The organism is Novosphingobium marinum, from assembly GCF_013408095.1.
Classification (GTDB): domain Bacteria; phylum Pseudomonadota; class Alphaproteobacteria; order Sphingomonadales; family Sphingomonadaceae; genus Novosphingobium; species Novosphingobium marinum.
This window is the reverse complement of sequence record NZ_JACBZF010000003.1, coordinates 390,485-412,805: the sequence shown is the minus strand read 5'-3', so window position 1 is coordinate 412,805 and position 22,321 is coordinate 390,485. Positions and strand designations below refer to the sequence as shown.

At 62.1% G+C, this 22,321-nt stretch carries 30 protein-coding genes; 14 read left to right on the top strand and 16 right to left on the bottom strand.

What is annotated here, in order from left to right:
* Window positions 1–60: 60 nt before the first annotated feature.
* A complete protein-coding gene (locus FHS75_RS11345) occupies window positions 61–690 on the bottom strand; it encodes a response regulator transcription factor (protein WP_229735563.1) in 630 nt (209 codons plus the stop codon).
* A 197-nt stretch (window positions 691–887) separates the two neighbouring features.
* On the opposite strand from FHS75_RS11345, the gene FHS75_RS11340 reads away from it, so the two are divergent.
* The 8 genes from FHS75_RS11340 (at window position 888) to FHS75_RS11310 (ending at window position 5,006) form a co-directional block, all read left to right on the top strand.
* Window positions 888–1,034, top strand: a complete 147-nt coding sequence (locus tag FHS75_RS11340; protein ID WP_179407771.1) for a hypothetical protein — start codon at window positions 888–890, stop codon at window positions 1,032–1,034.
* 15 nt (window positions 1,035–1,049) lie between these two features.
* Window positions 1,050–1,559: a PilZ domain-containing protein gene (locus FHS75_RS18260; protein WP_373285005.1), complete on the top strand. Its 510-nt coding sequence runs from the start codon at window positions 1,050–1,052 to the stop codon at window positions 1,557–1,559.
* Between the two features lie 670 nt (window positions 1,560–2,229).
* Complete coding sequence (locus FHS75_RS11335) at window positions 2,230–3,057, top strand: hypothetical protein (RefSeq protein WP_179407770.1); 828 nt, start codon at window positions 2,230–2,232, stop codon at window positions 3,055–3,057.
* Window positions 3,051–3,281 carry a hypothetical protein gene (locus FHS75_RS11330; protein WP_179407769.1) on the top strand — a complete coding sequence of 77 codons (231 nt, stop codon included), beginning with the start codon at window positions 3,051–3,053 and terminating at the stop codon, window positions 3,279–3,281. The genes FHS75_RS11335 and FHS75_RS11330 overlap by 7 nt, the downstream gene beginning before the upstream one ends.
* 1 nt (window position 3,282) lies before the next feature.
* A complete protein-coding gene (locus FHS75_RS11325; RefSeq protein ID WP_179407768.1) occupies window positions 3,283–3,528 on the top strand; it encodes a hypothetical protein in 246 nt (81 codons plus the stop codon).
* The gene (locus FHS75_RS17880; RefSeq protein ID WP_229735562.1) at window positions 3,525–4,097 is read left to right on the top strand and encodes a hypothetical protein; all 573 of its coding nucleotides are present in this window, start codon (window positions 3,525–3,527) and stop codon (window positions 4,095–4,097) included. The genes FHS75_RS11325 and FHS75_RS17880 overlap by 4 nt, the downstream gene beginning before the upstream one ends.
* Window positions 4,098–4,509: 412 nt before the next feature.
* Window positions 4,510–4,680, top strand: a complete 171-nt coding sequence (locus tag FHS75_RS11315; RefSeq protein ID WP_179407767.1) for a hypothetical protein — start codon at window positions 4,510–4,512, stop codon at window positions 4,678–4,680.
* 164 nt (window positions 4,681–4,844) lie between these two features.
* Entirely contained in the window at window positions 4,845–5,006 is a 162-nt protein-coding gene (locus FHS75_RS11310; protein ID WP_179407766.1) for a DUF1328 family protein, read from the top strand.
* Between the two features lie 845 nt (window positions 5,007–5,851).
* Here the strand turns inward: FHS75_RS11310 and FHS75_RS11305 are convergent.
* From FHS75_RS11305 to FHS75_RS11265, 9 genes are all read right to left on the bottom strand, one after another.
* Window positions 5,852–6,121, bottom strand: coding sequence for a hypothetical protein (locus tag FHS75_RS11305; protein ID WP_179407765.1), 270 nt, complete (start codon window positions 6,119–6,121; stop codon window positions 5,852–5,854).
* 48 nt (window positions 6,122–6,169) lie between these two features.
* Window positions 6,170–7,873 carry a bifunctional DNA primase/polymerase gene (locus tag FHS75_RS11300; protein ID WP_179407764.1) on the bottom strand — a complete coding sequence of 568 codons (1,704 nt, stop codon included), beginning with the start codon at window positions 7,871–7,873 and terminating at the stop codon, window positions 6,170–6,172.
* Window positions 7,870–8,094 carry a hypothetical protein gene (locus tag FHS75_RS11295; RefSeq protein WP_179407763.1) on the bottom strand — a complete coding sequence of 75 codons (225 nt, stop codon included), beginning with the start codon at window positions 8,092–8,094 and terminating at the stop codon, window positions 7,870–7,872. The genes FHS75_RS11300 and FHS75_RS11295 overlap by 4 nt, the downstream gene beginning before the upstream one ends.
* Window positions 8,091–8,441, bottom strand: coding sequence for a hypothetical protein (locus tag FHS75_RS11290; RefSeq protein WP_179407762.1), 351 nt, complete (start codon window positions 8,439–8,441; stop codon window positions 8,091–8,093). The genes FHS75_RS11295 and FHS75_RS11290 overlap by 4 nt, the downstream gene beginning before the upstream one ends.
* On the bottom strand, window positions 8,434–8,637 hold the full coding sequence (locus tag FHS75_RS11285; protein ID WP_179407761.1) for a hypothetical protein: 204 nt from the start codon (window positions 8,635–8,637) through the stop codon (window positions 8,434–8,436). The genes FHS75_RS11290 and FHS75_RS11285 overlap by 8 nt, the downstream gene beginning before the upstream one ends.
* Complete coding sequence (locus tag FHS75_RS11280) at window positions 8,637–8,939, bottom strand: hypothetical protein (RefSeq protein ID WP_179407760.1); 303 nt, start codon at window positions 8,937–8,939, stop codon at window positions 8,637–8,639. Before FHS75_RS11280 ends, FHS75_RS11285 begins: the two co-directional genes overlap by 1 nt.
* A gap of 6 nt (window positions 8,940–8,945) precedes the next feature.
* Window positions 8,946–9,137 (bottom strand): helix-turn-helix domain-containing protein, encoded by a 192-nt coding sequence (locus FHS75_RS11275; protein ID WP_179407759.1) that lies wholly within the window; start codon window positions 9,135–9,137, stop codon window positions 8,946–8,948.
* 106 nt (window positions 9,138–9,243) lie between these two features.
* Window positions 9,244–10,020, bottom strand: a complete 777-nt coding sequence (locus tag FHS75_RS11270) for a hypothetical protein (protein WP_179407758.1) — start codon at window positions 10,018–10,020, stop codon at window positions 9,244–9,246.
* A gap of 92 nt (window positions 10,021–10,112) precedes the next feature.
* Window positions 10,113–11,288, bottom strand: coding sequence for a tyrosine-type recombinase/integrase (locus FHS75_RS11265; RefSeq protein ID WP_244959058.1), 1,176 nt, complete (start codon window positions 11,286–11,288; stop codon window positions 10,113–10,115).
* Window positions 11,289–11,567: 279 nt separating this feature from the next.
* On the opposite strand from FHS75_RS11265, the gene FHS75_RS11260 reads away from it, so the two are divergent.
* Window positions 11,568–12,443: a YihY/virulence factor BrkB family protein gene (locus FHS75_RS11260; protein ID WP_179407756.1), complete on the top strand. Its 876-nt coding sequence runs from the start codon at window positions 11,568–11,570 to the stop codon at window positions 12,441–12,443.
* 12 nt (window positions 12,444–12,455) lie between these two features.
* Here FHS75_RS11260 and FHS75_RS11255 read toward each other — a convergent pair whose 3' ends face one another.
* Both FHS75_RS11255 and FHS75_RS11250 read right to left on the bottom strand, forming a co-directional pair.
* Window positions 12,456–13,454 carry an aKG-HExxH-type peptide beta-hydroxylase gene (locus FHS75_RS11255; RefSeq protein ID WP_179407755.1) on the bottom strand — a complete coding sequence of 333 codons (999 nt, stop codon included), beginning with the start codon at window positions 13,452–13,454 and terminating at the stop codon, window positions 12,456–12,458.
* A gap of 39 nt (window positions 13,455–13,493) precedes the next feature.
* A complete protein-coding gene (locus FHS75_RS11250) occupies window positions 13,494–13,760 on the bottom strand; it encodes a hypothetical protein (RefSeq protein ID WP_179407754.1) in 267 nt (88 codons plus the stop codon).
* Between the two features lie 89 nt (window positions 13,761–13,849).
* Here FHS75_RS11250 and FHS75_RS18180 point away from each other — a divergent pair, with 89 nt between their 5' ends.
* Together FHS75_RS18180 and FHS75_RS11240 are read left to right on the top strand one after the other, a co-directional pair.
* On the top strand, window positions 13,850–15,643 hold the full coding sequence (locus FHS75_RS18180; RefSeq protein WP_179407753.1) for an acetate--CoA ligase family protein: 1,794 nt from the start codon (window positions 13,850–13,852) through the stop codon (window positions 15,641–15,643).
* 67 nt (window positions 15,644–15,710) lie between these two features.
* Entirely contained in the window at window positions 15,711–16,586 is an 876-nt protein-coding gene (locus tag FHS75_RS11240) for an LOG family protein (protein ID WP_179407752.1), read from the top strand.
* A 9-nt stretch (window positions 16,587–16,595) separates the two neighbouring features.
* Here FHS75_RS11240 and thiD read toward each other — a convergent pair whose 3' ends face one another.
* Window positions 16,596–17,345 carry a bifunctional hydroxymethylpyrimidine kinase/phosphomethylpyrimidine kinase gene (gene thiD / locus FHS75_RS11235; protein WP_179407751.1) on the bottom strand — a complete coding sequence of 250 codons (750 nt, stop codon included), beginning with the start codon at window positions 17,343–17,345 and terminating at the stop codon, window positions 16,596–16,598.
* Window positions 17,346–17,347: 2 nt separating this feature from the next.
* Window positions 17,348–18,688, bottom strand: coding sequence for a phosphoglucosamine mutase (glmM, locus tag FHS75_RS11230; RefSeq protein ID WP_179407750.1), 1,341 nt, complete (start codon window positions 18,686–18,688; stop codon window positions 17,348–17,350).
* Window positions 18,689–18,779: 91 nt separating this feature from the next.
* Here glmM and FHS75_RS11225 point away from each other — a divergent pair, with 91 nt between their 5' ends.
* A complete protein-coding gene (locus FHS75_RS11225; protein ID WP_179407749.1) occupies window positions 18,780–20,048 on the top strand; it encodes a dicarboxylate/amino acid:cation symporter in 1,269 nt (422 codons plus the stop codon).
* Here FHS75_RS11225 and FHS75_RS11220 read toward each other — a convergent pair.
* Both FHS75_RS11220 and FHS75_RS11215 read right to left on the bottom strand, forming a co-directional pair.
* Window positions 20,038–20,247 (bottom strand): hypothetical protein, encoded by a 210-nt coding sequence (locus tag FHS75_RS11220; RefSeq protein WP_179407748.1) that lies wholly within the window; start codon window positions 20,245–20,247, stop codon window positions 20,038–20,040. The two genes, FHS75_RS11225 and FHS75_RS11220, sit on opposite strands and share 11 nt — an antisense overlap.
* Window positions 20,248–20,474: 227 nt before the next feature.
* Window positions 20,475–21,083 carry an HNH endonuclease gene (locus FHS75_RS11215; RefSeq protein ID WP_179407747.1) on the bottom strand — a complete coding sequence of 203 codons (609 nt, stop codon included), beginning with the start codon at window positions 21,081–21,083 and terminating at the stop codon, window positions 20,475–20,477.
* Between the two features lie 157 nt (window positions 21,084–21,240).
* Between FHS75_RS11215 and gluQRS the strand changes: the two genes are divergently transcribed.
* Entirely contained in the window at window positions 21,241–22,071 is an 831-nt protein-coding gene (gene gluQRS, locus FHS75_RS11210; RefSeq protein WP_179407746.1) for a tRNA glutamyl-Q(34) synthetase GluQRS, read from the top strand.
* A gap of 9 nt (window positions 22,072–22,080) precedes the next feature.
* On the top strand, window positions 22,081–22,311 hold the full coding sequence (locus tag FHS75_RS11205; protein ID WP_179407745.1) for an HIG1 domain-containing protein: 231 nt from the start codon (window positions 22,081–22,083) through the stop codon (window positions 22,309–22,311).
* The last annotated feature ends 10 nt before the right edge of the window (window positions 22,312–22,321 follow it).

The window sequence follows — 22,321 nt, the reverse complement described above, 5'->3', positions numbered from 1 at the left end:
GACTACTCGCTCCCTGCTCTTGCGTATCCTCAGCCATCACCACTCAGTGGCTGGCGCCGCCTACCTCGACAAGGCGGCCTGCACGCCACGGTTACGCTTAAGCTCAATTAGATCGGCCAGGTTCTGTGCGCAAAGCTTGTGCATCATGTCGAGCCGATAGGATTCAACGGTTCGGTGGCTGATACCGATCCGCTGAGCAATCTCCTTGTTCGTAAGCCCGTTGACCACGCCATTGAAGACATCTTTCTGACGTGGACTTAGTGATGCGGCGAGACTGCGCGCCTCTTTGCATTTTTGGGACCGGGCGATCGATGCAGGGAGCTGCGCGAATCCCTCTCGGACGACACGCTCCAACTCCAGATCATCAAACGGTTTTTCCAGAAACTCCATGGCGCCCAGCTTCATTGCCTTTACGGCCAAGGGAATGTCTCCATGGCCAGTCATGATGACGACCGGCCAATGACAGTCCTCCGTGCGAAGTTTCTGCAATAGATCAATGCCGGATAGATTCGGCATACGGACATCGAGCAAGAGTATGCCTGGTGCCAGATCGCCTAGCTCGGTTAATAGGTCTTCGGCCTCTCTGAAGGGTCTTACGGGAACCTCTAGCGCTTGTAGCAAGACAGTGAGTGACGATCGTACTCCTCGATCATCGTCGACCACATAAACGTACGGTAATATAGCTCGCATTTTCCAAACGAATCAGTGAATTGGTCATTGATTCTGCCTCCTGAACCATCCCATACGCCAACCGTGCAACGGAAGGAAACTTGAGGTTATTACCGTATGAATACGGTGGTGGTCGCACGCCCCGCTCTGGCTACCGGCTCTTAGCAAGGCACGAGTGAAATTGCTCTCGTCAGCAGCAACGTCACCGAGGAATGGCGATGGCAAATTACCAGATCGACTTTTTCGACCGAGATGACCGGCCGGTTGCTCGAATGAACCTCAAGGGTACGCACATGGAGATCGCCGAGCGCCTTGCAAGCCTCGATAACGGGCTACTCCGTGTCGAAGTGCGCAAGGAGCCATAAGGGGTCTGCTTGAGAATGGGAGGGGTGGCCATGATGCACAGTGCAGGTTTCAAATGTCGCGAGCCGAGGCGGCAAGTTCACCTTCGTGCCAGCATTCGGCTGGGAGGCCGCGAATCTGAAGTTCTGATCCTCAATTGGTCCTCGCGCGGCATGATGCTTTCTGCACCATGTCCACCCGAGCGTGGCGAGTATGTCGAGGTGCGGACGGGGGACCAGAGCTGGGTTGCTCGCGTTGTCTGGAGCAATGGGTGTCGAATGGGCGTCCGCACCCGGGACAATGTCACTCTAGGCACTGTAGGCAGGCAATTGGCGACTCTGCTGCACGCCGGGAAGTCTACCGCTTCCATACAGCCGAGAAATAAAGCTATTGGCCTGCCAGCTGCATACCTCTCGCGACTGATGCAATGGGCTGCCATCACAATTGCAGGTATGTCTGCTGCAGTTGGGGTGGCCGCTACGGCGCAAACGGTACTCTCAGACGCGTTTGATCCCGTTAGTTCAGCACTCCAGAGGGGGCGGCGCTAGAGCGACAAAACGTTTACTACATCCTCGGGCTGATGGGCTCAGGCAAGTCCGTTCTTTCGAAGCTGGAAATACCCTACGGCGCCACAGGCGCGACCCTGTCGTTCAACGATGGCGGACGCTTGCTTGTCTGTGACTCCGATGCTCGTGCCTTGCTGATCGGAGACCAGGTGATTGGCACCGTGCCCACCGAGTTGGGCGTGTTCGCCTAACGCGTCACTCCGACTCACCCTCGAGCGCCTTGCTCACCAATCGCCTGATCGCTTCAGGCCGCGTCGGGTTGTCCGGTTGCTCCGCCGCCCATTGGTCTAACCGGGTAATCTGATCACGCTGCATGCGGACGTTCACGGCCTCGCTGTCCACTGGAGGCCGTCCCATTTTCTTTTTAGCGCTATTTAGTCTTGCCATGATAACTTTCTAGCGCTAGAAAGTGCGGACGACAAGGGAGATTAGGCCCTCCCAAGTCGTCCTGACCACAACCGATCGATAGGAGATCGACATGGCTATGATCGACCATATCACATACCGCTGCGCCTACAATTCCGCAGCCGTTCAAACCCTTGGATCATCCCCGGAATGGGATGAGGCGCTATCACCTTTCCTCTGCGCAAACGCCCTTCAGCAGGCCGAAGCTGACTATGGAGTGCAGCACGAGGCTACTACGCGGCATTCGTTGGAAACCTTGAAGCTCGAAACGACATTCGGGCAGCACTGGCGCGCGCATCCCGACGCCAGGCCCATCTTCGAAAAGCTTAGCAGCGACCTCCATGCAGCTGAGGAGCGCTGGCAGAAGCGGTATTGCGAACCGTTCTGGGACGCTTGCCGTAGGCTGGTCCAAACCCCCGCTCCTACTATCACCGCCGCGACGTTCAAGGCGATGCTGATCGAGGCCGAGGAGGTATGGAACGACACCGAACTGAAGGCTGATTGCATGGAGATCGTGGAGGCCGACTTCGCAAGGCTGCGAGGCGAATGCAGCAAGCCATTCGATCCTGCTCAATGGCTTGCCACCTTCGAGGGATACGGCGGCGGGTACGTAGTAGCACCTGATGGCGCGCTTCGCCTCGTACATTCCTGCGATAGCGAATTGAAGAACGAGGCTTGCCGGATGCGCAAGAATGTCTCTTCCGAGCAACTCCGCATGATCGAGCGGCACATCAAGCGAGAGAATGACGACGGGTCTGTCTGGGATCGTCGGCTCGCTACATACCGCGAGGCAGCGCAGGCGCTTCGGCTACATTCGGACGAGCCCTGCGACTTCGAGGCGCTCTCTGCCGAATGCGATGCGTACGAGGCGCAGACGGCGATCCATGCCGATGCTCATGTCGAGGCGCTTCGCAAGCTGCTGTTGACCCCTGCGCCCAATCTCAGGGCGCTCAGGACCAAGCTGGACCTGTTCGATGACCTCGAAGTCGCCGATGGCTGGACGATGGCGCCACAGGCCGCCGCGCAACTCGCTCGCGATGCACGAGCGCTTATCGCGGAGGAAAGCTCATGCTGATCCTCTGTGACGAAGCCCCCATGCTCGAAAACGAGGACGGGCAGCTTATCCTTCGTGTACCGTCTGGCGGGACCGAGTTGCTGCTGTCGATGACACCGTATCAGGCCAATGCCATGGCGCAGCGGTCGATGCGGATCATGCGGTCCTTCATGCACTCCACGACCTACGGACGGCCTGCTGGCGATGTACTGGCCTTTCCCAGGCACAAGAAGGGAGGCCAGTGACATGCCCGGGTTTCATGGCGACCCCGCCTTGCCACTCGCCCTTATCGCGCAGGCGATCCCGAAGCTGTCGCGGCACGACCTCGAAGCCCTGACCGAACGACTGATCGACCGGCTCGACACGATCGACGGCGACACCGATCTCGAAGAGGAAACCGACTGGTGCGAGGCCCGCGATGACGGCTGCGGCCCACACGTATCCCGAGGGCGGGTGGTCTGGGGCTCTGAACACGACGAGGAGGGCTTTTGACCGTCCAACCGTCCTTCGATTTCAACAGCGCCCCGGTTTCACCGCCGGGGCGTTTTTCGTCGGCTAGCCATGATTTTCAAACCAGTCTTGCCCTGTCGCATCGCTACTCCGAGGCGCCATGGTGGCTCGACATCTACCGCAAGGCCTTTCCCAGCCTTGTCAGCGCCGTATGCGTGCGAGAGGATGGCTGGGCGCAGCGTGGTGGCATCGACCGCGTTCTGACGCTGGCTTGCGGGCGGATCATCACCGTCGACGAGAAGGTGCGAACCAACGACTGGCCCGACATCCTGCTGGAGCAGTGGTCCGACGAGGAACGGCGCAAGGCAGGATGGATTCAGAAGCCCCTAGCTTGCGATTTCATCGCATACGCCTATGCACCCTCCCGACGCTGCTATCTCCTGCCTGTGGCGCTCCTACAGCGCGCCTGGAGGCGAAACGGGAGGCGATGGATATCCGACTACGGACAACGGCGTGCGCGCAATGTGGGGTACGTCAGCACGAACGTTCCGGTTCCGATTCCCGTCCTTCGCGCTGCAATCGTTGACGCGATGCTGGTGTCCGCTCACTGACCGCAGGGACCGTTGCCGTCTCTCCGTGGAGGATCTCTTCGCGAAGTTCCTCTTCCTCCATTGGGTCGATTGACGAATCCTGGGCGTCACGACGCTTTGAGCCGCGACTGAAAAGGATCCAGGCCGCCAAAGCCAATACGACCAGAATTGCTGCAATATGCAAGAGTGACATGTCGGCACTCCTTAAAGAGCTAGGAGCCGACGCGCTGCCCTCAGCGCCAACGCAAAGCGGTTGGGGGAACTTTATTTATATCTTCGCGGAATTTCAGAGTCGATCCCAATATGCGCCAGTCCACTCGTCTTGGCTCTTATCCGTAACGCTTGGCCACATAACCAGGGCCTGCAAGGATAAATAACTGACTTTCCGGTGTTTAATCTCCGCCGCGCTCATGCGGCTGAGAGGACACCTGATATGGAACAGAACCCCGATCGCAACCGACAACAAGATGGCGAGCGTCGGCCGGAGCAGCAGAACCAGACGGATTATGCCGGCAAGCAGCAGGGCGGACAGAAAAGTCAGCCCGGCCAGCAGAAACAGCAGGAAGGGCAGAACCGCCAGCCCGGCCAGCAGGATCGAGATTAATCTCAAAATCGTTGAGACACGGCGATCAGGAAGCCCCCGCTTCGGCGGGGGTTTTTCATGGCCCGAGATTCTGGGTGGGCAAGACCCTAGAAGCACTCACGGTTCGCGTGGAACAACGTCCCTTCGGCCGACTTGATTAAGCGGGAAGATGAGAGGACGTGCCGATGCTTGAGATTCTGCTGATGTTGCTAGCCGTTGCCGCCATCGCTAGCTTTTTCGGCTTTGGGCGCCTCTCCGGCGCAGCGCTCACCGGCGCTAAGATCATCGTCGTCGTGGCTCTTGTCGTGTTCCTGCTAGTCTTGCTGGGCGTAATTGCCATCGCGTAAGATGCCACCGACACGCGCAAGCAGTCTACGCGGCCGGCGACACCACGGGCGATGTCATAACAGCCAGAGCAAGTTGTAAGGGGCGAGCGGACCGGTCATCCGCCTTCACGCACAGCCCGTCCGAGAACCTGTATCGCCTCGACCTGACGAGAGAGCAGCGCGACGAGCATATCCGGCGATATGCGGAACTGCTGGAAGCGCGGGCGTCAATTGTCCCGCAAACTGCGGAACAATCCCCGCGTCCGGTCGGGCGGCCCAAGAGCGTCACTACTCAGATCGCGGAAGTGACGGGCTTGAGCGACGACACGGTTCGCCGCGCACTAAACCCCAAGCCGCCTGAACCGAAGTCTGCTTTGCCCGATCACGACGTTGTGACGGTGCAGGTCAATGCTTTGCTGGCCAACCGGGCTCCGAGCCAGGAGAGGTCCGGACGTAGCGAAGTACTTGGAAATTCGGCATCCTGTCGCCTGACCTTCGAGTCGGGAGAGCGGCATGATCAAGGGATTTCTCGCGGCAACCATGGCTATCGGCATGACTTCGGCCTCGCCAGTCTGCTCATATGCGATCGGGGATCTGGCAGTTCAGCGCGGCTGCTGTTCGTGGCACGGCGGCGTGTGCAGTTGCGCAGGCGGACGAAAGAAGTGCTGCGATGGGACGCTAAGCCCGACCTGCAAGTGCTGACCGCTCCACCAAAGAGAAGGCGCGGCGGGCCCAAAAGGGCCGCGCCTTCATATACGTAGTATATGGTGTGTGTGTCTCCCGCAAATGGGCACGGTTTTCTGCGGGTTTGCGATAGTGTCTCCCGCAAACGACCATAGTGTCTCCCGCACCAGTCTCCCGCACTTTCAATCGGTCTCCCGCAGACCGTAAATCCACTTGCGATCTTCCCCTTTCCAGAGCTTGACGCGCTCGATTTTGCCGATTCGAAACAGCCGGTCGAGAGCTTTTTCGAGCCGGGCTTTCCCGATTTTCTTGCTCTCCGGCATCGCGGCGAAAATCTTCGGCGCATAGGTCGAGGAGACTTTCTCAGAAACTGCTCGCTGCTGCCGGTTGCGCTCGCGCAGGCATGTCAGGAATATCTGGTTGTCGCCCGCTGCCTGGATGGTCTCGCGCATCGGATCGCTGGCCTCGCTAAGGTCGTCGGGTACGAAAGCCCAGTCCTGCTAACGAAATGACAACGCCTCGCCATGCTTTGCATAGTTGGCCTTGGCACGCGAAAGAGTCCGGGCATCCGGATCTGCTATCGTGCCATCGCTCTCTTTCGGTCGTTCGAGGAATAGCCGCGAGCGCACCTGATTTTCCCAGGCAGTCGAGCCGCTGTATGCATCACCTGCCTTGTTGGGGTGTCCGAGCATGAGCACCGCGCCGTCGATCTCTGCCGCTAGACCGTTGAGCAGGTTCACGAACGCCGCTACCTCGTTGCGAGTATTCTCGTTTCCTGCGAAGAGATGAGCGGTGTTGTCGACAACGACGAACCTTGCTCCGATTGCCCGTATTGTCCGTTTGAGGCGCTCCCAGGCGAGCGTGGGCATCAGACGGCCCTTGTCGTCGAATATGGCCAGTTCGTTGTTCAGCGCCCCTGCAAGCGGCAGGAGATGTAGCTTGCCGGACAGGTCGGCCAGCTCCACCTCGACCATCTGGCAGATGCTTGCCTGCCTCCGGTGCAGCTCGTGGCTGTCGTCCTCGCAGGTGGCATAGAGCGCGACGGCTTTCCTCGTCTCGACTCCCAGGAAGGGAATGCCTGCCGCGATGCACGTGGCAAGCTGCTGGCTCAGGAGCGACTTGCCCGAACTGCCCGCACCAGTAAGCAAGGTCATCTGCCCGTGCGGTATCCACTCGTTGAGAGCCCACCGGCGAGGTTCAGGCGCGAGGCCCTGCCACGAACCTGGATCGAGGGTCCGGTAGACGCCGATCTCCTCCAGCACTTCTCCGGTGTCAGGATCGATGCGCTCGCCATCTTCAGAGACGAGCTTCGGGGCACATCGCGGTTCACTGGCGCCATCTGACATTCCGCGATCAACCTTCGCGGCTATCGTATCGGCGGTCCACGGGTCGCTAGGTTCATGGGACACCATCGCCATGCCGGCCGCGATCAGCGAAGAGCGCGCCGTGCCGGAGGACAGTTCTCCGCCAGCAACGAGCGCTCCGATCTTTAGCGCAGCTGCGTTGAGCGTGGCTTCCTGAGCACCGTCGCAAGCAGACCTGACAGCACTGCATTCTGCTTCCAGCGCGGCTAGACCGTAAGAGGTGTCGGCACCTCGGATCGCCTTGGCCAAGACGTTGAGCGGCTGTCGTTCCTTGGCCTTCTTGACCCGGTCTGGCCGCTGCACGATCGACATAAGCCCTGCCGGGGCCGGAACAGGCTTCGCATGGCTTAGCCAGCGGTACAGGCGGCCTGTGGGATGGCGAGAGGGCGGTACTATCACGTATCCGCCTTCACCCCGTACCTCAGCTCCCGGCATGCTGGAGAATGGCCAGGAGCGCTCGCCGTCGACCATCGCAATCTGCGCATTCCGAACCGGTGTTTCCGGATCGTGCCGAAACCACAGGTGCTGGCCTTTGCCTGTCTCGCACTTGCGCGTCTCAGGCAGCGGTACAGGACAATTGGCCTCGAAAAGGTCCGGGTCATCGACATCGAGAACCCAGCACCCTGACGCCTGACCAGTCGGGATGCCAATCATGGCGTCGGGATGGGCGGACCACCATGACCTGATAACGCTCTCGTCTGTGCTGGCTTCCTTGAACCCGTGCCTAGTCCAGGGCCGCTTGTTGTCGGGACGGCACGGGAAGACCGGCAGGCCCTCCCGTGCATAGGCAAGCGCGGCTTCCAGCAGCCTGCCGGTATCATTGATGGCCGCCGAGGTCATGACTTCACCCGCTGGCCCGGTCGCTTGTGTTTCTGGCACCTGCGGTTCGGCTCGAACTTCGAAGACGCCGCCGGGGTGGTCAGCCGGAACGGCTCTCCGCAGTCGGCACACATCGATTCCCAATGCAGGATGATCGCAAGAGTGCCGTCACGCCGGGTGCGCTCCGATTTCTCGACGACCTCGTAGCGCTGTCCCCTGAAGTCTCGGACCAGACCGATCATTCTGCTGCCTCCCAAAACTCCCCCTGCTCACGTTCGAGGGGCGGGGCATATTCGGCAGCGATCCATACCGCCTGCCTGCGGCCGGAAGCGCCTTCGCGGCGACCACCGCCATCGACGATCTTCGACTGCGCCCTGAGCGTCGACAGGCGAGGGCGGGAACTGTAGCGCTCCCAACCGAACGTATCCGCAACCTCATCGGCAGTGGCTCCGTAGAGGCCCCTGCCGCGAATGAACTTCAGCGCCATCGCTTCACGGGATTTGGCGGCGTCGGCAGCATCATCGGCAGCTTCGAACGCGGTGTCGGGAGAACCTGCACGAACACCGGGGCTATCGGGATAGTCAGTCATCTTCACCTCCGTCGAGGTCGAGCGTCGGCAGGCCAGCGCGATCAAGCAGCGTGGCGAGCCAGTCGGTCTGTGCTTCGGAAAGCGGCGTATCGTCGACGACGCACTGGCCGAGGAAGCTCCCGCCCTTGCGCGACAGCTTCGCTTCGGGATCGTTCAGCAGCGCAATGGCTGCATCGCGGTGCGAGGAAAAGACCATCAGGCGATCTCCCTCTGCTTGCCGAAGTGAGCCCGCCAGGCGCGTTCGGCGTCCTTTCGGTCCCAACGCGCCTTGCTAGCGAACAGGCCGCCCGGTCCGATGCGCCGGTAGACGTCCCAGCGGTTCACCTCGATCCGGAGCCATGCTTCGAACAGTTGCGCCGCAGGGTCGGTGTCGGTAATGTCGGATTGCTCGCCGCAGCCAACGTGAGCAATTTTCCGGGCCTGCCATGCACCAAGAGAGATGGTGCCCTGGTAGGCCCGCCGCTTTTCAGGAAGCGGGCTCCTTTCCGTTATGGCCATCGCGGATCACCGGTCCTCCTTGCTGTCTGCAAGGCGGCGGTCGATCAGCGCTTCGATACTGGCGGTGGTGATCCGCCGGGCCCGTCCGATGGTGAAGCTTTCCAGCTCACCGGAGTTGATCAGCTCGTACCCCTTCGTGACTCCGACACCGAGCATGTCGAAACCCTTCTTGGGAGGAACTGCGAGTGGTCGTTCCATCTGTCACCCTTTCGCAAAGGCTGGCGGAGGCCAGCGGGTGACAGCAAACAAACATCTAAAGTAAGCTACTGCAATTACAAGGAAATGTCGTTCTTCGGCTTCATTGTCAGGCCTTTCTTCTCGCCGCAGGAGAATGACCGTTCTCTTGCTGGATTAGCATCTGAAAGGTGTTGCCAGCGTCCTCGACTGAAGCATGGTCCATCGGGAGCGGTTCAGGAAAATCGGCACAGGCTGAGCTACACGCGGATGATTTCACCTGGAGCAATGCACGCTCAACGTAGTCACTCGTGAGGTTCGTCTTACATTCGGCCTTCCATTTTGAAATCGTTTCCCATTCGCGACCAAAAGCAGTCGCAACGCGGTATTTCCAATCAATCGACCGCATACCGGACGCCTTAAAATGCTCTGCCCATAGAAGTGCTTCGAACTTCAAGCGTGCAATGCGATGAAAGTGCTCCGACCTGCCCTTCTTCCCGGCTCCTCGACGTGCTAGCAGTAGCGGAGCGTCTCCTGATAAAATGTAGCCCAGATCAGTCATGAGGTCTTGGTGTAGCGTATCGTCGTCGAGCGCCAAGACTGGTGTCCAGAGCAACATTCTCCAATAGGATTGCCACAGCTCATCATCTACGGCTTTGGCGTGATCGTCCATTCGAGAATAGCCGGCGCGAAGAACACGAACACCAATCAACTTTCGACAAAAAATCGAAAAATCTGATAAAAATTCCGACGCAACTTTTGCCGCTTCAGCATCATCCTCGTCGATCAGCCTTTGCAGGCTGTCGTTACGTTCGGCGAAGTTCTCCAGCATAGCTTCAAGCCATCCGCTTTTCCATCCGTGAGGGAATACGTCCTCTGTCAGTAATGGATCTTCTTCGCCGAACATCGAGCCCTCCAAAGGCGATCCGCGATATGAACGAGGCGGCAGGCCGGGCGGATATTCCGGCTGTTCAGGAGCTACCGTAGCCGCCTCGCCGTTCACCCGCGCCAGAGCGCGAGTTGAACAACTTCACCTTCATGGCCCGTGACGTAACGGCCCCATTTATCGAGCAGCTTGCGCCGCATATTCATGAACTTGGCCCTGTTGTACGCGCGCTCCACCTGATCAGGGATCGTGTGCGCAAGGGCGGCTTCTGCCACCGCCTCGGGTATCCTGTGAGCTTGCTCGGCTGCCCATGTCCGAAACGACGAGCGGAAGCCGTGAACCGTGACACCAAGCGGTTTGACGATCTTGCTCAGCGTCATGTCGGACAACGGATTTCCGCTCTTGCCGGGGAAGACCAGACAGTCCTTCAACGTTGTTCGGAGCGCCTGCGCTCGCTTGAGAACGGCCACGGCATCGGGCGAGAGCGTGACCGTGTGAGCCTTGCCGCCCTTCATCAGGTCGGCGGGTCGGTGCCACTCGTTCGCATCAAGATCGATATGCGACCACATTGCGGAGCGCACTTCTCCCGACCGGGCCGCAGTCAGTATGGTGAAGAGGAGCGCCAGCCTTCCGACCGTCTCCTTTTCGCCGAACTGGTCTGCGACGAACGCCGGCACCTCCTCGTATGGCATCGAGGCGAAGTTTCCGGAGTCAGCCTGCTTCGACAGCATCTTGCTCAGGCTTTCCCGAGGCGCAGCCGTCTCTCGCCATCCACTGCCCTTCGCAAAATCCAGAACCGCCCCGATCCGCTGCCGTATCTTTCGCGCAGCAGCAGGCTTCGTTGTCCAGATCGGCGACAGAACCGTGAGGATGTCCTTCTCCTCGATCGAATCGATCCGGAGCTTTCCGATCTTCGGAAAAGCGTGGAGCCTCAGCGTCGAGAGAAACGCGTCCCGATGCCGCTCGGTCCATCCTCGTCCAAGCGCTTTATGGCAAGCCTCCGCTGCCTCGCGGAATGAGGGCGGGGTTTCGTCCTTCTTGTCGCGCGCAGCAATAGGATCACCACCACCCCTCGCGACCTTCCTCAGCTCCCGGCCCTTCTCGCGAGCTTCCTCTAAAGTAAGGTCGGTCACCGAACCGAGACCGATGTCCCGGCGGCGACCATTAACCTGCACGCGGATCATCCAGGACTTGGCGCCCGATTTCGATACGAGCAGGTAGAGCCCTTCGCCATCACCATGGCGACCGGGCTTCGCGCTCTTCACCTTCAGGGCCGTCAGTCTGGGCAAGCCAATGCCCCCACATTCACTCCCACACTTTGACGCGGCTCTAGGCGAACGTCAACGAAAGTCGGCGAAGAACATGTGGAGAACTGTGGCGGAATCCCTTGTTCTTACAGAACGTCGGCGAAAGCTGGCGAAAGCGGGTATGGATTCTCGCGGGGCATCCAGCATTTCCAGGTTTTACCCGTTCCGATGAGCGGCACGGTTCGCAGGTACCGTCGCGCTTGTAGAGGGAACTCGGAAGAATGCGATGGAACGCGCCGGGACGCCCCGCGTTGCCTCGACATGGAAACCACAGCGTACGATACCGCCAGACCTTCCACGATTTCGGCACGTGGGTGGGGACAGGCGCTCTGGCGGGTCAAGGAGAGGCTGGCCGAAGACCATGTCTCGGTGGTGTCGGCCGGAGTTGCGTTCTACGGGCTGCTTGCCCTGTTCCCGGCGATTGCGGCGCTGATTTCGATCGCGGCTCTCGTCATGGATCCGATGACGGTACAGGACCAGCTTTCGCAGCTCGCAGCGACGCTCCCCGCCTCGGCAGCCGAAATCCTGCAAGGCCAGGGGGAAAAGGTGGCGCAAGGCGCGGGTTCCGGCCTCGGCCTCGCGGCGATCTTCGGACTGTTGCTCACGCTCTACAGTGCCTCGAAGGGCGTAAAGACGCTGATCGAGGGCATGAACGTCGCCTACAAGGAGCAGGAAGACCGCGGCTTCATCCGGATCAACCTGCTCTCATTCGGCCTAACGTTGCTCGTGATCATCGGTCTGATCGCGGTCGTGGCGTTTCTGGTCGCGGTTCCCGTCGCGCTTGCTTTCCTCGAACTGCCGCCCGCTCTCGAAACCGTTGCAGGAGTGCTGCGCTGGATCGTCCTTGCCGCGCTCGCTGCGGGCGGGCTGGGGCTGCTCTACAGGCTGGGACCGTCGCGCGAAACGCCCGGATGGCGCTGGGTACTCCCGGGAGCGGCAGTGGCCACTGTCATATGGATTCTCGGTTCGGCTGCCTTCACCGTCTACGTGCGCAACTTCGGCAGCTATAACGAGACTTACGGCGCGCTGGGCGGCGTCATCATCCTGCTGACGTGGCTCTGGCTTTCGGCGTTCATCGTCCTGTTCGGCGCCGAGCTGAACTCGGAACTCGAGCACCCGACGCGAACCGGAACCTAGGCCGGCAGGTTTTCACTCCGTCGCGACCGCGAAATTCGCGTCGATCCAGGCGGAGCATTCCTGCAAGACCCGTACGCCGAGATCGGACATCCGCGCCTGAGCGTGCAATGTCGTTGCGCAATCGTGAAACGCGAGGACACTCTCTTCGAGCATGTCCTCGACCTGCGGGCGCTCGTAAGGGGTCAGCAATGTCTCGCTGTCATCGTGCACCAGAAGCGCGTCGAGCGCGCAGGCTTCGCGCGCGGAAACGAAAGCTGCATGGAAAATTCCGTCCATCGGCCTCGCGTCTTCGCGCAGCGGCGAGGCATGGCGGTCGTCTACGTCGTCCTCGACGAGCGGCTGATCGCGCGCGATGGCGAAGAGCAGGTTGTGCGCGGTCTCGTGCACGATGGTCTTATAGAAGTCGGGCCAGCAAGAATGCGTCGCGGCGTTGATCGTGAAGCCGCCCCAGAGCGCGAACGAACTCGCTCCACCGAAGTCCATGCGCTGCGAACCGTCGGGCTGTGCAATCACGATCTCCCGCACGATCGCGATCACTTCGCCATGCATTTCCGGCGCGGCAGCGGAAAGGAACCCGAGAGCCTTTTCGATATGGGATTGCGCAGCGGCAAGGTAGTCGGGCGAAACGCCCGATAGCCCCATGGCGTTCTCGGCCTCGATATCCCACCAGCGCCGAAGGCGGTCCGCCTGCTGCTCGCAATAGTCCGAAAGGTTGCTGACCGCAGGACTTGCCGGAGCCCCGGGCCCCTTGCCGGCCAGACGCCCGCTAAGGTGCGCGCGTGCGTCTTCCAGTTCACTCCCGTCCGGAGCGCCGTCGGGAGGCGTCAGCACGAGATCGAAATAGGCACCGTAGTCGAGCGGGTGCGATCCCGCGACTGAGGGAGCGGATCGGCCCGATGCGGATCGAAACGCCGGACCGTCAAGGGTCGCCTCGACGCTGGACCACAGCGACCCGTCCATGAGCCGACGCAGCTCTTCGGCTCGCGCGGCGGAAGGCTCGAACAGGTTCATCCGGTTCTGCGGGGGCGGCTTCGATCGCCCCCCGGCTGATCAGCGCGCCTTGTTCAACCGGATGATGCGACGGGTTCCGTCCTGCGAAACCGCCGCCTTGGGATCGCCGACCTTCGACACGAGCCGGACCTTCTCCTCCGAACCGTAGGGGCGCAACGCCGGCGACTTCACAATGCCGACCTTCGCGACGAGACCCGCAGATTCCCGAGAACCGTAGGGCATGAGCGAGGGCCGCTTGGTTTCGCCGACTTTCGACATGAGCCGCGCATTTCTCGACGAGCCGTAGGGCATAAGCGTGCTGGACATGTGGATGCTCCCCAAATGATGTCGTATCGCGGCGCGAAGGTAATACGCGCATCCGGCGCGAACAAGGACAAAAAGGGCCGCCTCACTTGGTGAAACAGACCAGCTTCTACGCCTATCACTTCAGACTCGGCCATCCCGCCGCGCCGATTGCGATCGAGTATTTCGACGAGGACGAAATCGATACGTCCGTGATTGACGCCTGGCTGCGCGATTATGTCGGCCTCGACCCGGAGAACCGTCCTCCGGCGCCACGCTTCGCCGACGACACATCGCGCACCCGGGTGGGCGAGGTCGTCTCGCGCGCCATTCTGCTCTACGGCGAATTCGTAAGCGCCTGCGGAATCGCGTGCGAGCGACCCGGTCTGGTGACGAATGTCGTGGCACTCGACGGGGAAAATCCGGGCTACCGCGTATCCATCCTGCTTACCGCGCTCGACAACGTTTCGCTTCGGCACTTCTCGGATCTTTTCTCGGCTGCGCTGGGAATGGTCCGCAGGAACTTTCGGCAGGCTCCCGAGCGCGATCTCGCCGAGAAAGTGCTCGGTCAGGTGAAGCAAACTGTACTCGAACCTTTCGCGTCCCGCACGCCGTTCAACATCAAGGACGAATCGATCCTCGAAATCGCGGCCCGGCAAGGTGTTCCCTATCGCCATATCGGGATGGGGATCACGCGCCTCGGGACGGGATCGCGGTCGCGGTTGCTGCAATATTCAAAATCCGATGCGGACAGCTCGCTGTCGAAGGAAATCTGCGGTTACAAGCTGATGACCTCGCATGTCCTCCACGCCACCGGATTCCCGGGCGCGGAGCATTCGGTCGCAGGTTCGGTCGAGGAAGCCGAGCGCATCGCCGGCGCGATGGGGTGGCCGGTCGTGGTCAAGCCTCCCAACCGAGAGCGGTCCGAGGGCGTGACCACCAATATCCGCGATCGCGAGGCTCTCGCGGCTGCGGTGAAACGGGCGCAGGAGTACGAACCACGCGTCCTTGTCGAACGGCACGTTCCGGGCGACTGCCACCGCATATTCGTGGCTGGCGGGCGGCTCATCTACGTCGTTCGCCGCATTCCGAAGAGCGTTACGGGCGATGGCAAAAGCACGATCACGGAACTCGCCGGGCAGGAAAACGAAAGGCAACTTTCGAGGCCGCCGTGGCGCAGGTTGCGTCCATGGTCGCTCGACGGCGATGTCGATGCCGTACTGGCAAGCCAGGGCCTGGCACGCGATGACGTCCCGGAAGCAGGCCGGCGCGTGGACCTGCGCGACGTGCCATCGAACGAGTGGGGCGGCTGGGTGGAAAACCTGACGGACAGCATCCACCCCGAGAACGCGCAGATGGCACTCGATATCGCACGCATGATCGGCATGTCGGTCGCCGGTGTCGACCTGATAACGACCGACATCTCGCGCCCCTGGCACGAGAACGGCGCCGTGGTGAACGAGGTCAACCACGGCCCAGAATTCAAGCGATTCGAGCGCGAGGACGAAGCGGCGACCGTCATACCGGCTCTGATCGAAGGCGACGGCCGCATCCCTGTATCGCTGCTCGCAGGCGACGGCGACTTGTTCGAACGGGCGCTGTCGCTCGCCGGAAACTTCGGGGGGGCGCACGTGACGACGGCGACGCGAACTCAAAGACCGTCCGGCGAAACCATGCCCTTGCGGTACGGACGCCTGTTCGACCGGGCGCTTGCGCTGGCGATGCGGCCCGATGTCGATGCCATCGTAATGGCCGGCAGCGAGCGCGACTTCCTTGTGCCTGGCCTCGCGGTAGACAGGATCGACAGGGTCTGGCTCGCATTCGGCGACGAAGAACGTTCCGCTCGTTTCGAGCAGGCTCTGCGCATGCATGTCGAGGTCGGCAGGGTCGAACGGCTCCGCCCCTGAATCTGCGGAGCGTGACGGCACGCGAAAACGCTCGACACCGTGCGAGCCTCTCGCCATGCAGCGCGCCATGACAGACGACGAAAAAGACGTGACCGAACGAAAGTTCTACAAGGCCGAGCAGGAAGCCTCCTTCGAGGACGCGCATCCGCACGACACGCCGCAAACGCAGCATCCTGCTTACCAGCTCGCCTTTCGCGATACCGATTTTATTCTCCGCGACGAATTGCGTCCGGTCCGCTTCCAGCTCGAGCTGCTGAAGCCCGAGATGCTTCTGGAGGAAGCCAACATCGGTTCCACGCTCGTGATGTACGGATCGGCTCGTATTCCCTCACCCGAGCATTGCGACGCGGTTCTCGAAACTGCGACTACGCCCGAACGCAGGAAGGTCGCAGAGCGCCTCGTCGCAAAGTCGAAATACTACGTGGAGGCGCGCAAGCTGGCACGCACGGCAAGCGAAAGCGCGATCGTGGAAAAGGGCATGCGCCAGTTCGTCGTGACGTCGGGTGGCGGCCCGTCGATCATGGAGGCGGCGAACCGCGGTGCGGCCGATGTCGGCGCCGAATCGATAGGTCTCAACATCGTCCTGCCCCATGAGCAGGCACCCAATTCCTACGTCACGCCGCGCCTGTCGTTCCAGTTCCACTACTTCGCGCTGCGCAAGATGCATTTCCTGCTGCGCGCGCGGGCCGTCGCCGTGTTTCCCGGCGGCTTCGGGACTCTCGACGAATTCCTCGAGCTGCTGACCCTGATACAGACCGGGAAGATGAAGCCGATCCCGATCCTGCTCTACGGGCGCGAGTACTGGGAGCGCATCATCGACTTCGAGGCGATGGCCGAAGAAGGGGTGATCAATCCCAACGATACCGAGCTGTTCCACTGGTGCGAGACCGCTGAGGAAGGCTGGTCGAAGATCGTCGAATTCTACGACCTCGACTGCGATTGAGGTTCGCGATCAGCGCGCGGCGTGGTGTCCCATCGGGCCGGCGCCGCCGCCGAAACCGGGTGCCGCCTCCAGCGCAGCCCGGACGAAAGCGCGGGCTTTTTCAATGGCATCGGTCAGGGGCAGGCCGCGTCCCAGACCGGTAGCGACAGCGCTCGAGAGCGTGCATCCGGTGCCGTGCGTGTGGCGCGTTTCGATGCGCGGCGCCCACCATGTTTGCGGCGACCTGCCCGGCACGTGAAGCACATCCTCGACCATCGAACCCGAGGCGTCGCCACCCTTGGCGAGGTAGGTTATGCCGCGCGCACTCATCGCGTTGTGCCCGCCCAGAGCTTCCAGTTCCGCAACGTTGGGCGTCGTGACTGTCGCCAGCGCCATCAGCCGCTCGAACGCGGCAATCGTTTCCTTATCGGCAAGCGCGGAACCGCTCGTCGCGACCATGACCGGATCGAAAACGATCGGTACGGCGATATCCTCCAGCATGCCCTCGATTTTATCGGCGATGGCGGCCGACCCCAGCATCCCGATCTTGATCGCATCGACGCCGATGTCTGACAGGCAAGCTTCGACCTGTGCTGCGACGAAGTCCGGCGGCAGCACTTCGACTGCGGATACGCCGCGCGTGTTCTGCGCCGTCACGGCGGTAATGGCGGTCATCGCATAGCCGCCGAGCACGGTGATTGTCTTGATGTCCGCCTGGATGCCCGCGCCGCCCGAACTGTCCGAACCGGCGATGGCGAGGATGCGAGCAGGTCGGTCCAAGGTCAGGCCGCGGCCTTCTCGACAGCGGCGCAGATGCTGAAGACCACAGCCTCGACCTCGTCTTCGTTGTCGCCCTCGGCCATGACGCGGATGACGGGTTCTGTTCCGGACGGTCGGATTACCAGCCGCCCTCTCCCCCGCAAGGAGGCTTCGGCATCGGCGATGGCAGCCTGGACGCTGCCGTCCTCTAGCGGCTTGCCCCCGCCGAACCGGACATTTCGCAAAAGCTGCGGCACGGGATCGAACAGGTGGAGGAGCTCGCTCGCCCGCTTGCCCGACTGGACCAATGCGGCGAGTACCTGCAAGGCCGCGATCGTGCCGTCGCCGGTCGTGGCATGGTCGAGCAGGATCATGTGACCCGACTGTTCGCCGCCGACATTGTATCCGCCGGTCTTCATCCTTTCGAGGACATGGCGGTCGCCGACCTTGGTCCGCACGAGATCGAGACCCTCGCCGGCGAGGAAACGCTCCAGGCCGAGGTTCGACATGACCGTCGCGACGACGCCGCCGCCCGTCAGCCGTCCTTCGTGCGCCCACCGGCTGCCGATCAGCGCCATGATCTGGTCGCCATCGACCGCCTCGCCCTTCTCGTCGACCACGATCAGGCGGTCGGCGTCCCCGTCGAGCGCTATGCCGATATCGGCGCCGTTATCTACCACCGCCTTCCTGAGCTGGCCGAGACTGGTCGATCCGCACCCGTCGTTGATGTTCTTGCCGTTCGGCGCGACGCCGAGCGCGACAATCTCCGCTCCAAGTTCCCAGAATGCGGACGGCGCGACCTGATAGGCCGCGCCGTTCGCGCAATCGATCGCGATCTTGAGGCCGTCGAGCCGGATTTCCTGCGGCAGCGAGCGCTTGACCGCGTGGATGTAGCGACCGCGGGCATCCTCGATCCGGCGCGCGCGACCGATGTCTTGCGAAGCGGCGAGCTGCTGGTCCTGCCTGAGCATCTCCTCGATCGCCATCTCGTCGTCGTCCGACAGCTTGAAGCCATCGGGGCCGAACAGCTTGATCCCGTTGTCTTCGTAGAGGTTGTGGCTGGCCGAGATCATCACGCCGACGTCGGCGCGCAATTCGCGGGTGAGCAGAGCGACCGCAGGGGTCGGCATCGGGCCGAGCAGGACCACGTCCATGCCGACACTCGTGAACCCTGCCACCATCGCGTTTTCGAGCATGTAGCCCGAAAGGCGCGTGTCCTTGCCGATAACCACACGGTGCCTGTGATCGCCGCGCAGGAAGCGGGTTCCCGCCGCCTGTCCCACCTTCATCGCGACCGAGGCGGTCATCACGCCCGCGTTGGTGCGCCCACGGATACCGTCGGTGCCGAAATACTGCTTGCCCATGCGTGCTGCTTAGCCCTGAAATACTGCGAAATTGCTATGTCGTGCGCACACGTTAAGCTGGCGCGCTGCGAACGGCAACGAAAGAGGCGGCATGACGGATACGACGGGCTCGGCCGCCTCGCTTCCCGATATCAGGGTGCCGGCCTTGCTGACTTTCGCCGGGCTGGTGGCGGGCCTTGCCGCGGGCCTGCTGGCGAGATCGAGCGAGATCCTGCCGGCGGCGCTCTCGGTAACGGCACCCGTGGGCGACCTGTGGCTTCGCGCGCTGGAGATGACGATCCTGCCGCTGGTCGCGGGGCTGCTGTTCACCGGTATCATCGAGACGGCGGGGGCTGCCCGGGGCGGCGTCATGGCGCGGCGGACGCTGGGCCTGTTCTTCTCCATCCTCGTTGCAGGCGCGATACTCTCCGCGCTGGCGATGCCAGCCTTGCTGCAGGCCATTCCGGTCCCGCAGGAGGCAGGGGGGGCGCTGGGCGTAGCTGCCGATCCGGGAGAGATGCCGGGGCTCGGCGATTTTCTCGCCAGCTTCGTGCCCGACAACGTGTTCGCCGCCGCAGCCGACGGGGCCGTGCTGCCGGTGATCGTATTCGTCGCGCTGTTCGCGCTGGCTTCGATGCGCCTCGACGACGGTCCGCGAATCCTGCTCGCACGTATCTTCAGGGCGCTCGCCCACGCGATGATGGTGATCGTCGGCTGGGTCCTCGCGCTCGCACCTGTCGGCGTGTTCGCGCTCGCCTTCGGCGTTGCCGCACGCACCGGCTCGTCGGTGATCGGGGCGCTCGGGCACTACATCGCGCTGGTAAGCGCGATGGGCGTCGTGATCCTGCTCGCCGCCTATGTGCTTGCAATCGTGGGGGGAAGGAAAAGCCCGACCGGCTTCGCCCGGGCCGTGCTCCCGGCGCAGGCGGTCGCGTTGTCGACGCAGTCGTCGCTTGCCAGCCTGCCCGCAATGCTCGCGTCCTGCCGTAGGCTGCAAGTGCGCGACGAGAGCGCCGAGTTCGTGCTCCCGCTCGCCGTCGCACTGTTCCGGGCGACGAGTCCCGCAATGAATCTGGCCGTGGTGATCTATGCCGCCGCGCTGACCGGTGTCGAGCTGACCCCCGGCATAATCTTGGCAGGCGTTGTCGTCGCGTCGATCACGACGCTCGGTTCGGTCTCGCTGCCCGGAACGGTCAGCTTCGTCGCATCGACCGGGCCGATTGCGCTGGCGATGGGCGTGCCGGTCGAACCGCTGGCACTTCTGGTGGCTGTCGAGATGCTGCCCGACATCGTGCGGACAGTGGCGAACGTGACAATGGACGTGTCGGTAACGACCGTGGCGGATCGGCAGTCCGCCGGGAAGAGCGCCGCTACTTCGTGACGGTCCAGAGGTCGTCGGTGCCGATCATCCGGCGATGGAGCGTGCAGATCTTCTTCGTGCCTTCCCACAGCTCCGCACTGCGCTCTGGCGCCTCGTCCTGGGCGATACGCAGGGCCGAACTGGGATCCTCGGCATTGAATTCGATCTTCTTCGCTTCCCCTCGTCGGTCTTGCGGATAGATCAGGGTGTAGGTCTGCATTGGCATCTCCTGTCGCCTGTCGGGAGAAGCGCGAGCACTCCAGGCAGTGAAATAGGCAAAAAATCGGCGGCGCGAAATTTACGGACGCTCGACGGAACGAGGCGTCTCACCAACTCATTTTTCGAGAGCGGAAGAATGCGACCCGCCGGACTCGCCATTTTCCGTCGGATTAGCGCCTATTTAACACATCCGGTCGTGCCTGACCATAGATGTGTATGCGCGGACGTTCAGGCTTCGAGCTCGATGTCCCAGTAGAGCCAGTCGCGCCAGGTTTCGTGCAGGTAGTTGGGCGGGAAAGCCCTGCCCCGCTCCTGCAACTGCCAGCTCGTCGGCCTGATCGGTTTCACGATGGGCGGCATGCGGGCCTGTTCGGGCGTTCTGCCGCCCTTTTTCATGTTGCAGGGAGCGCAGGCGGTAAGGATGTTTTCCCAGCTCGTCTTTCCGCCCAGCCGGCGCGGCACGACGTGATCGAAGGTGAGGTGGCTGGTCGTTCCGCAATACTGGCAACTGAACCGGTCGCGAAGGAAGACGTTGAAGCGGGTGAAGGCGGGGAACTCGGACGGCCTGACGTACTGGCGCAGGGCGATGACCGAGGGAATAGGCATCGACCAGCTGGGCGAATGCACTTCGCGGGCATAGCTTTCGACGATGTCGACACGCTCGAGGAACACCGCCTTGATCGCCGTCTGCCACGGCCAGATGCTGAGCGGGTAGTACGAAAGCGGCGTGTAGTCGGCGTTCAGAACAAGCGCGGGACACTCGGCCAGATTGCGGGAGGGATCCTCCTCTGCGCTGCGAAACCGGGCCGCGCGCTCGATCAGCTCCGACTTGAGCATGGCCTCCTGTCGCAGGCGGATATTGCGCTTTGATGGCACCGCATGGCAGTTTTTGAAGCACGGGGTTGACGACGGGTCAAGCTTCGCGACTCGCGAGAATCCACAGCTTCGGTGCAGCGCTTGCCAAGTGTGCCGAGCCCCGGCAGGAACACCGGTCATGATCCGCACGCGCTTTGCGCCAAGCCCCAACGGGGCCCTCCATCTCGGCCATGCATACGCCGCGATAGTTGCGCACGACCTGGCACGGAGAGGTTCCGGCGAGTTCCTGCTGAGGATCGAGGACATCGACGGCCCGCGCAGTCGTCCCGAATTCGTGTGCGAGTTTCTTGCAGACCTCGAATGGCTTGGCCTCCCGTGGGACAACGATGTCAGCTTCCAGTCGCGACGCTTCGCGGACTACGAGGATGCTGCCGAGCGCCTGAAGGCGATGGACGTCCTTTATCCGTGCACCTGCACGCGCGCCGAGATCGCCGCTGCGGCGACAGCGGCCGGGCCGGAAGGACCGATCTACCCCGGAACCTGCCGCGAGAAGAACCGCGACCCCGGCGGTGCGGCATGGCGGCTCGACGTCTCGAAGGCGCTTGCCTTCACTGGTCCGCTCGAATGGACGGATGAGATAGCAGGCGTTCGGAACGCTCGGCCCGATCTGCTTGGCGACGTCGTGCTGGTCCGCAAGGAGCTACCTGCAAGCTACCACCTTGCCGCGACGCTAGATGATGCGAAGGACGGCATCACCGTGGTGACGCGGGGGCAGGACCTGTTCACCGCGACCCACGTCCATCGCCTGCTTCAGGAGTTGCTCGGTCTGCCCGTGCCGGTCTGGCATCACCACCCGCTGCTGGTCGAACCGGACGGTCGCAAGCTTGCCAAACGCCGCGGCTCGCCTTCGCTGGCCGACAGGCGCCGTGCCGGGGAGGACGGACGTGCAATAGCCGACGATCTTCGTTTAGGCCGGTTTCCCGCTGGAATTTCGCTGTCGAGCGCCTAGATAGATCGCATGGAATACATCCTCATCCCCGCGCTCATCATCCTGATGGTCCTCGTCGTCGTCAGCCTGGTGCGCGGCATCGTCGCATTCATGCAGAGCACCAAAACCGATCTCGAGGAAGGCGAAGGCGCCGGCGCGACGGAGATGCAGCTTCGCCAGAACAAGGCCATGTTCGCGCGCATCAAGTACCAGGCGCTGGCGGTGATCGTCGTCGGCATCCTGCTGGCGGTCAGCCGCTAGGCAAACCGCA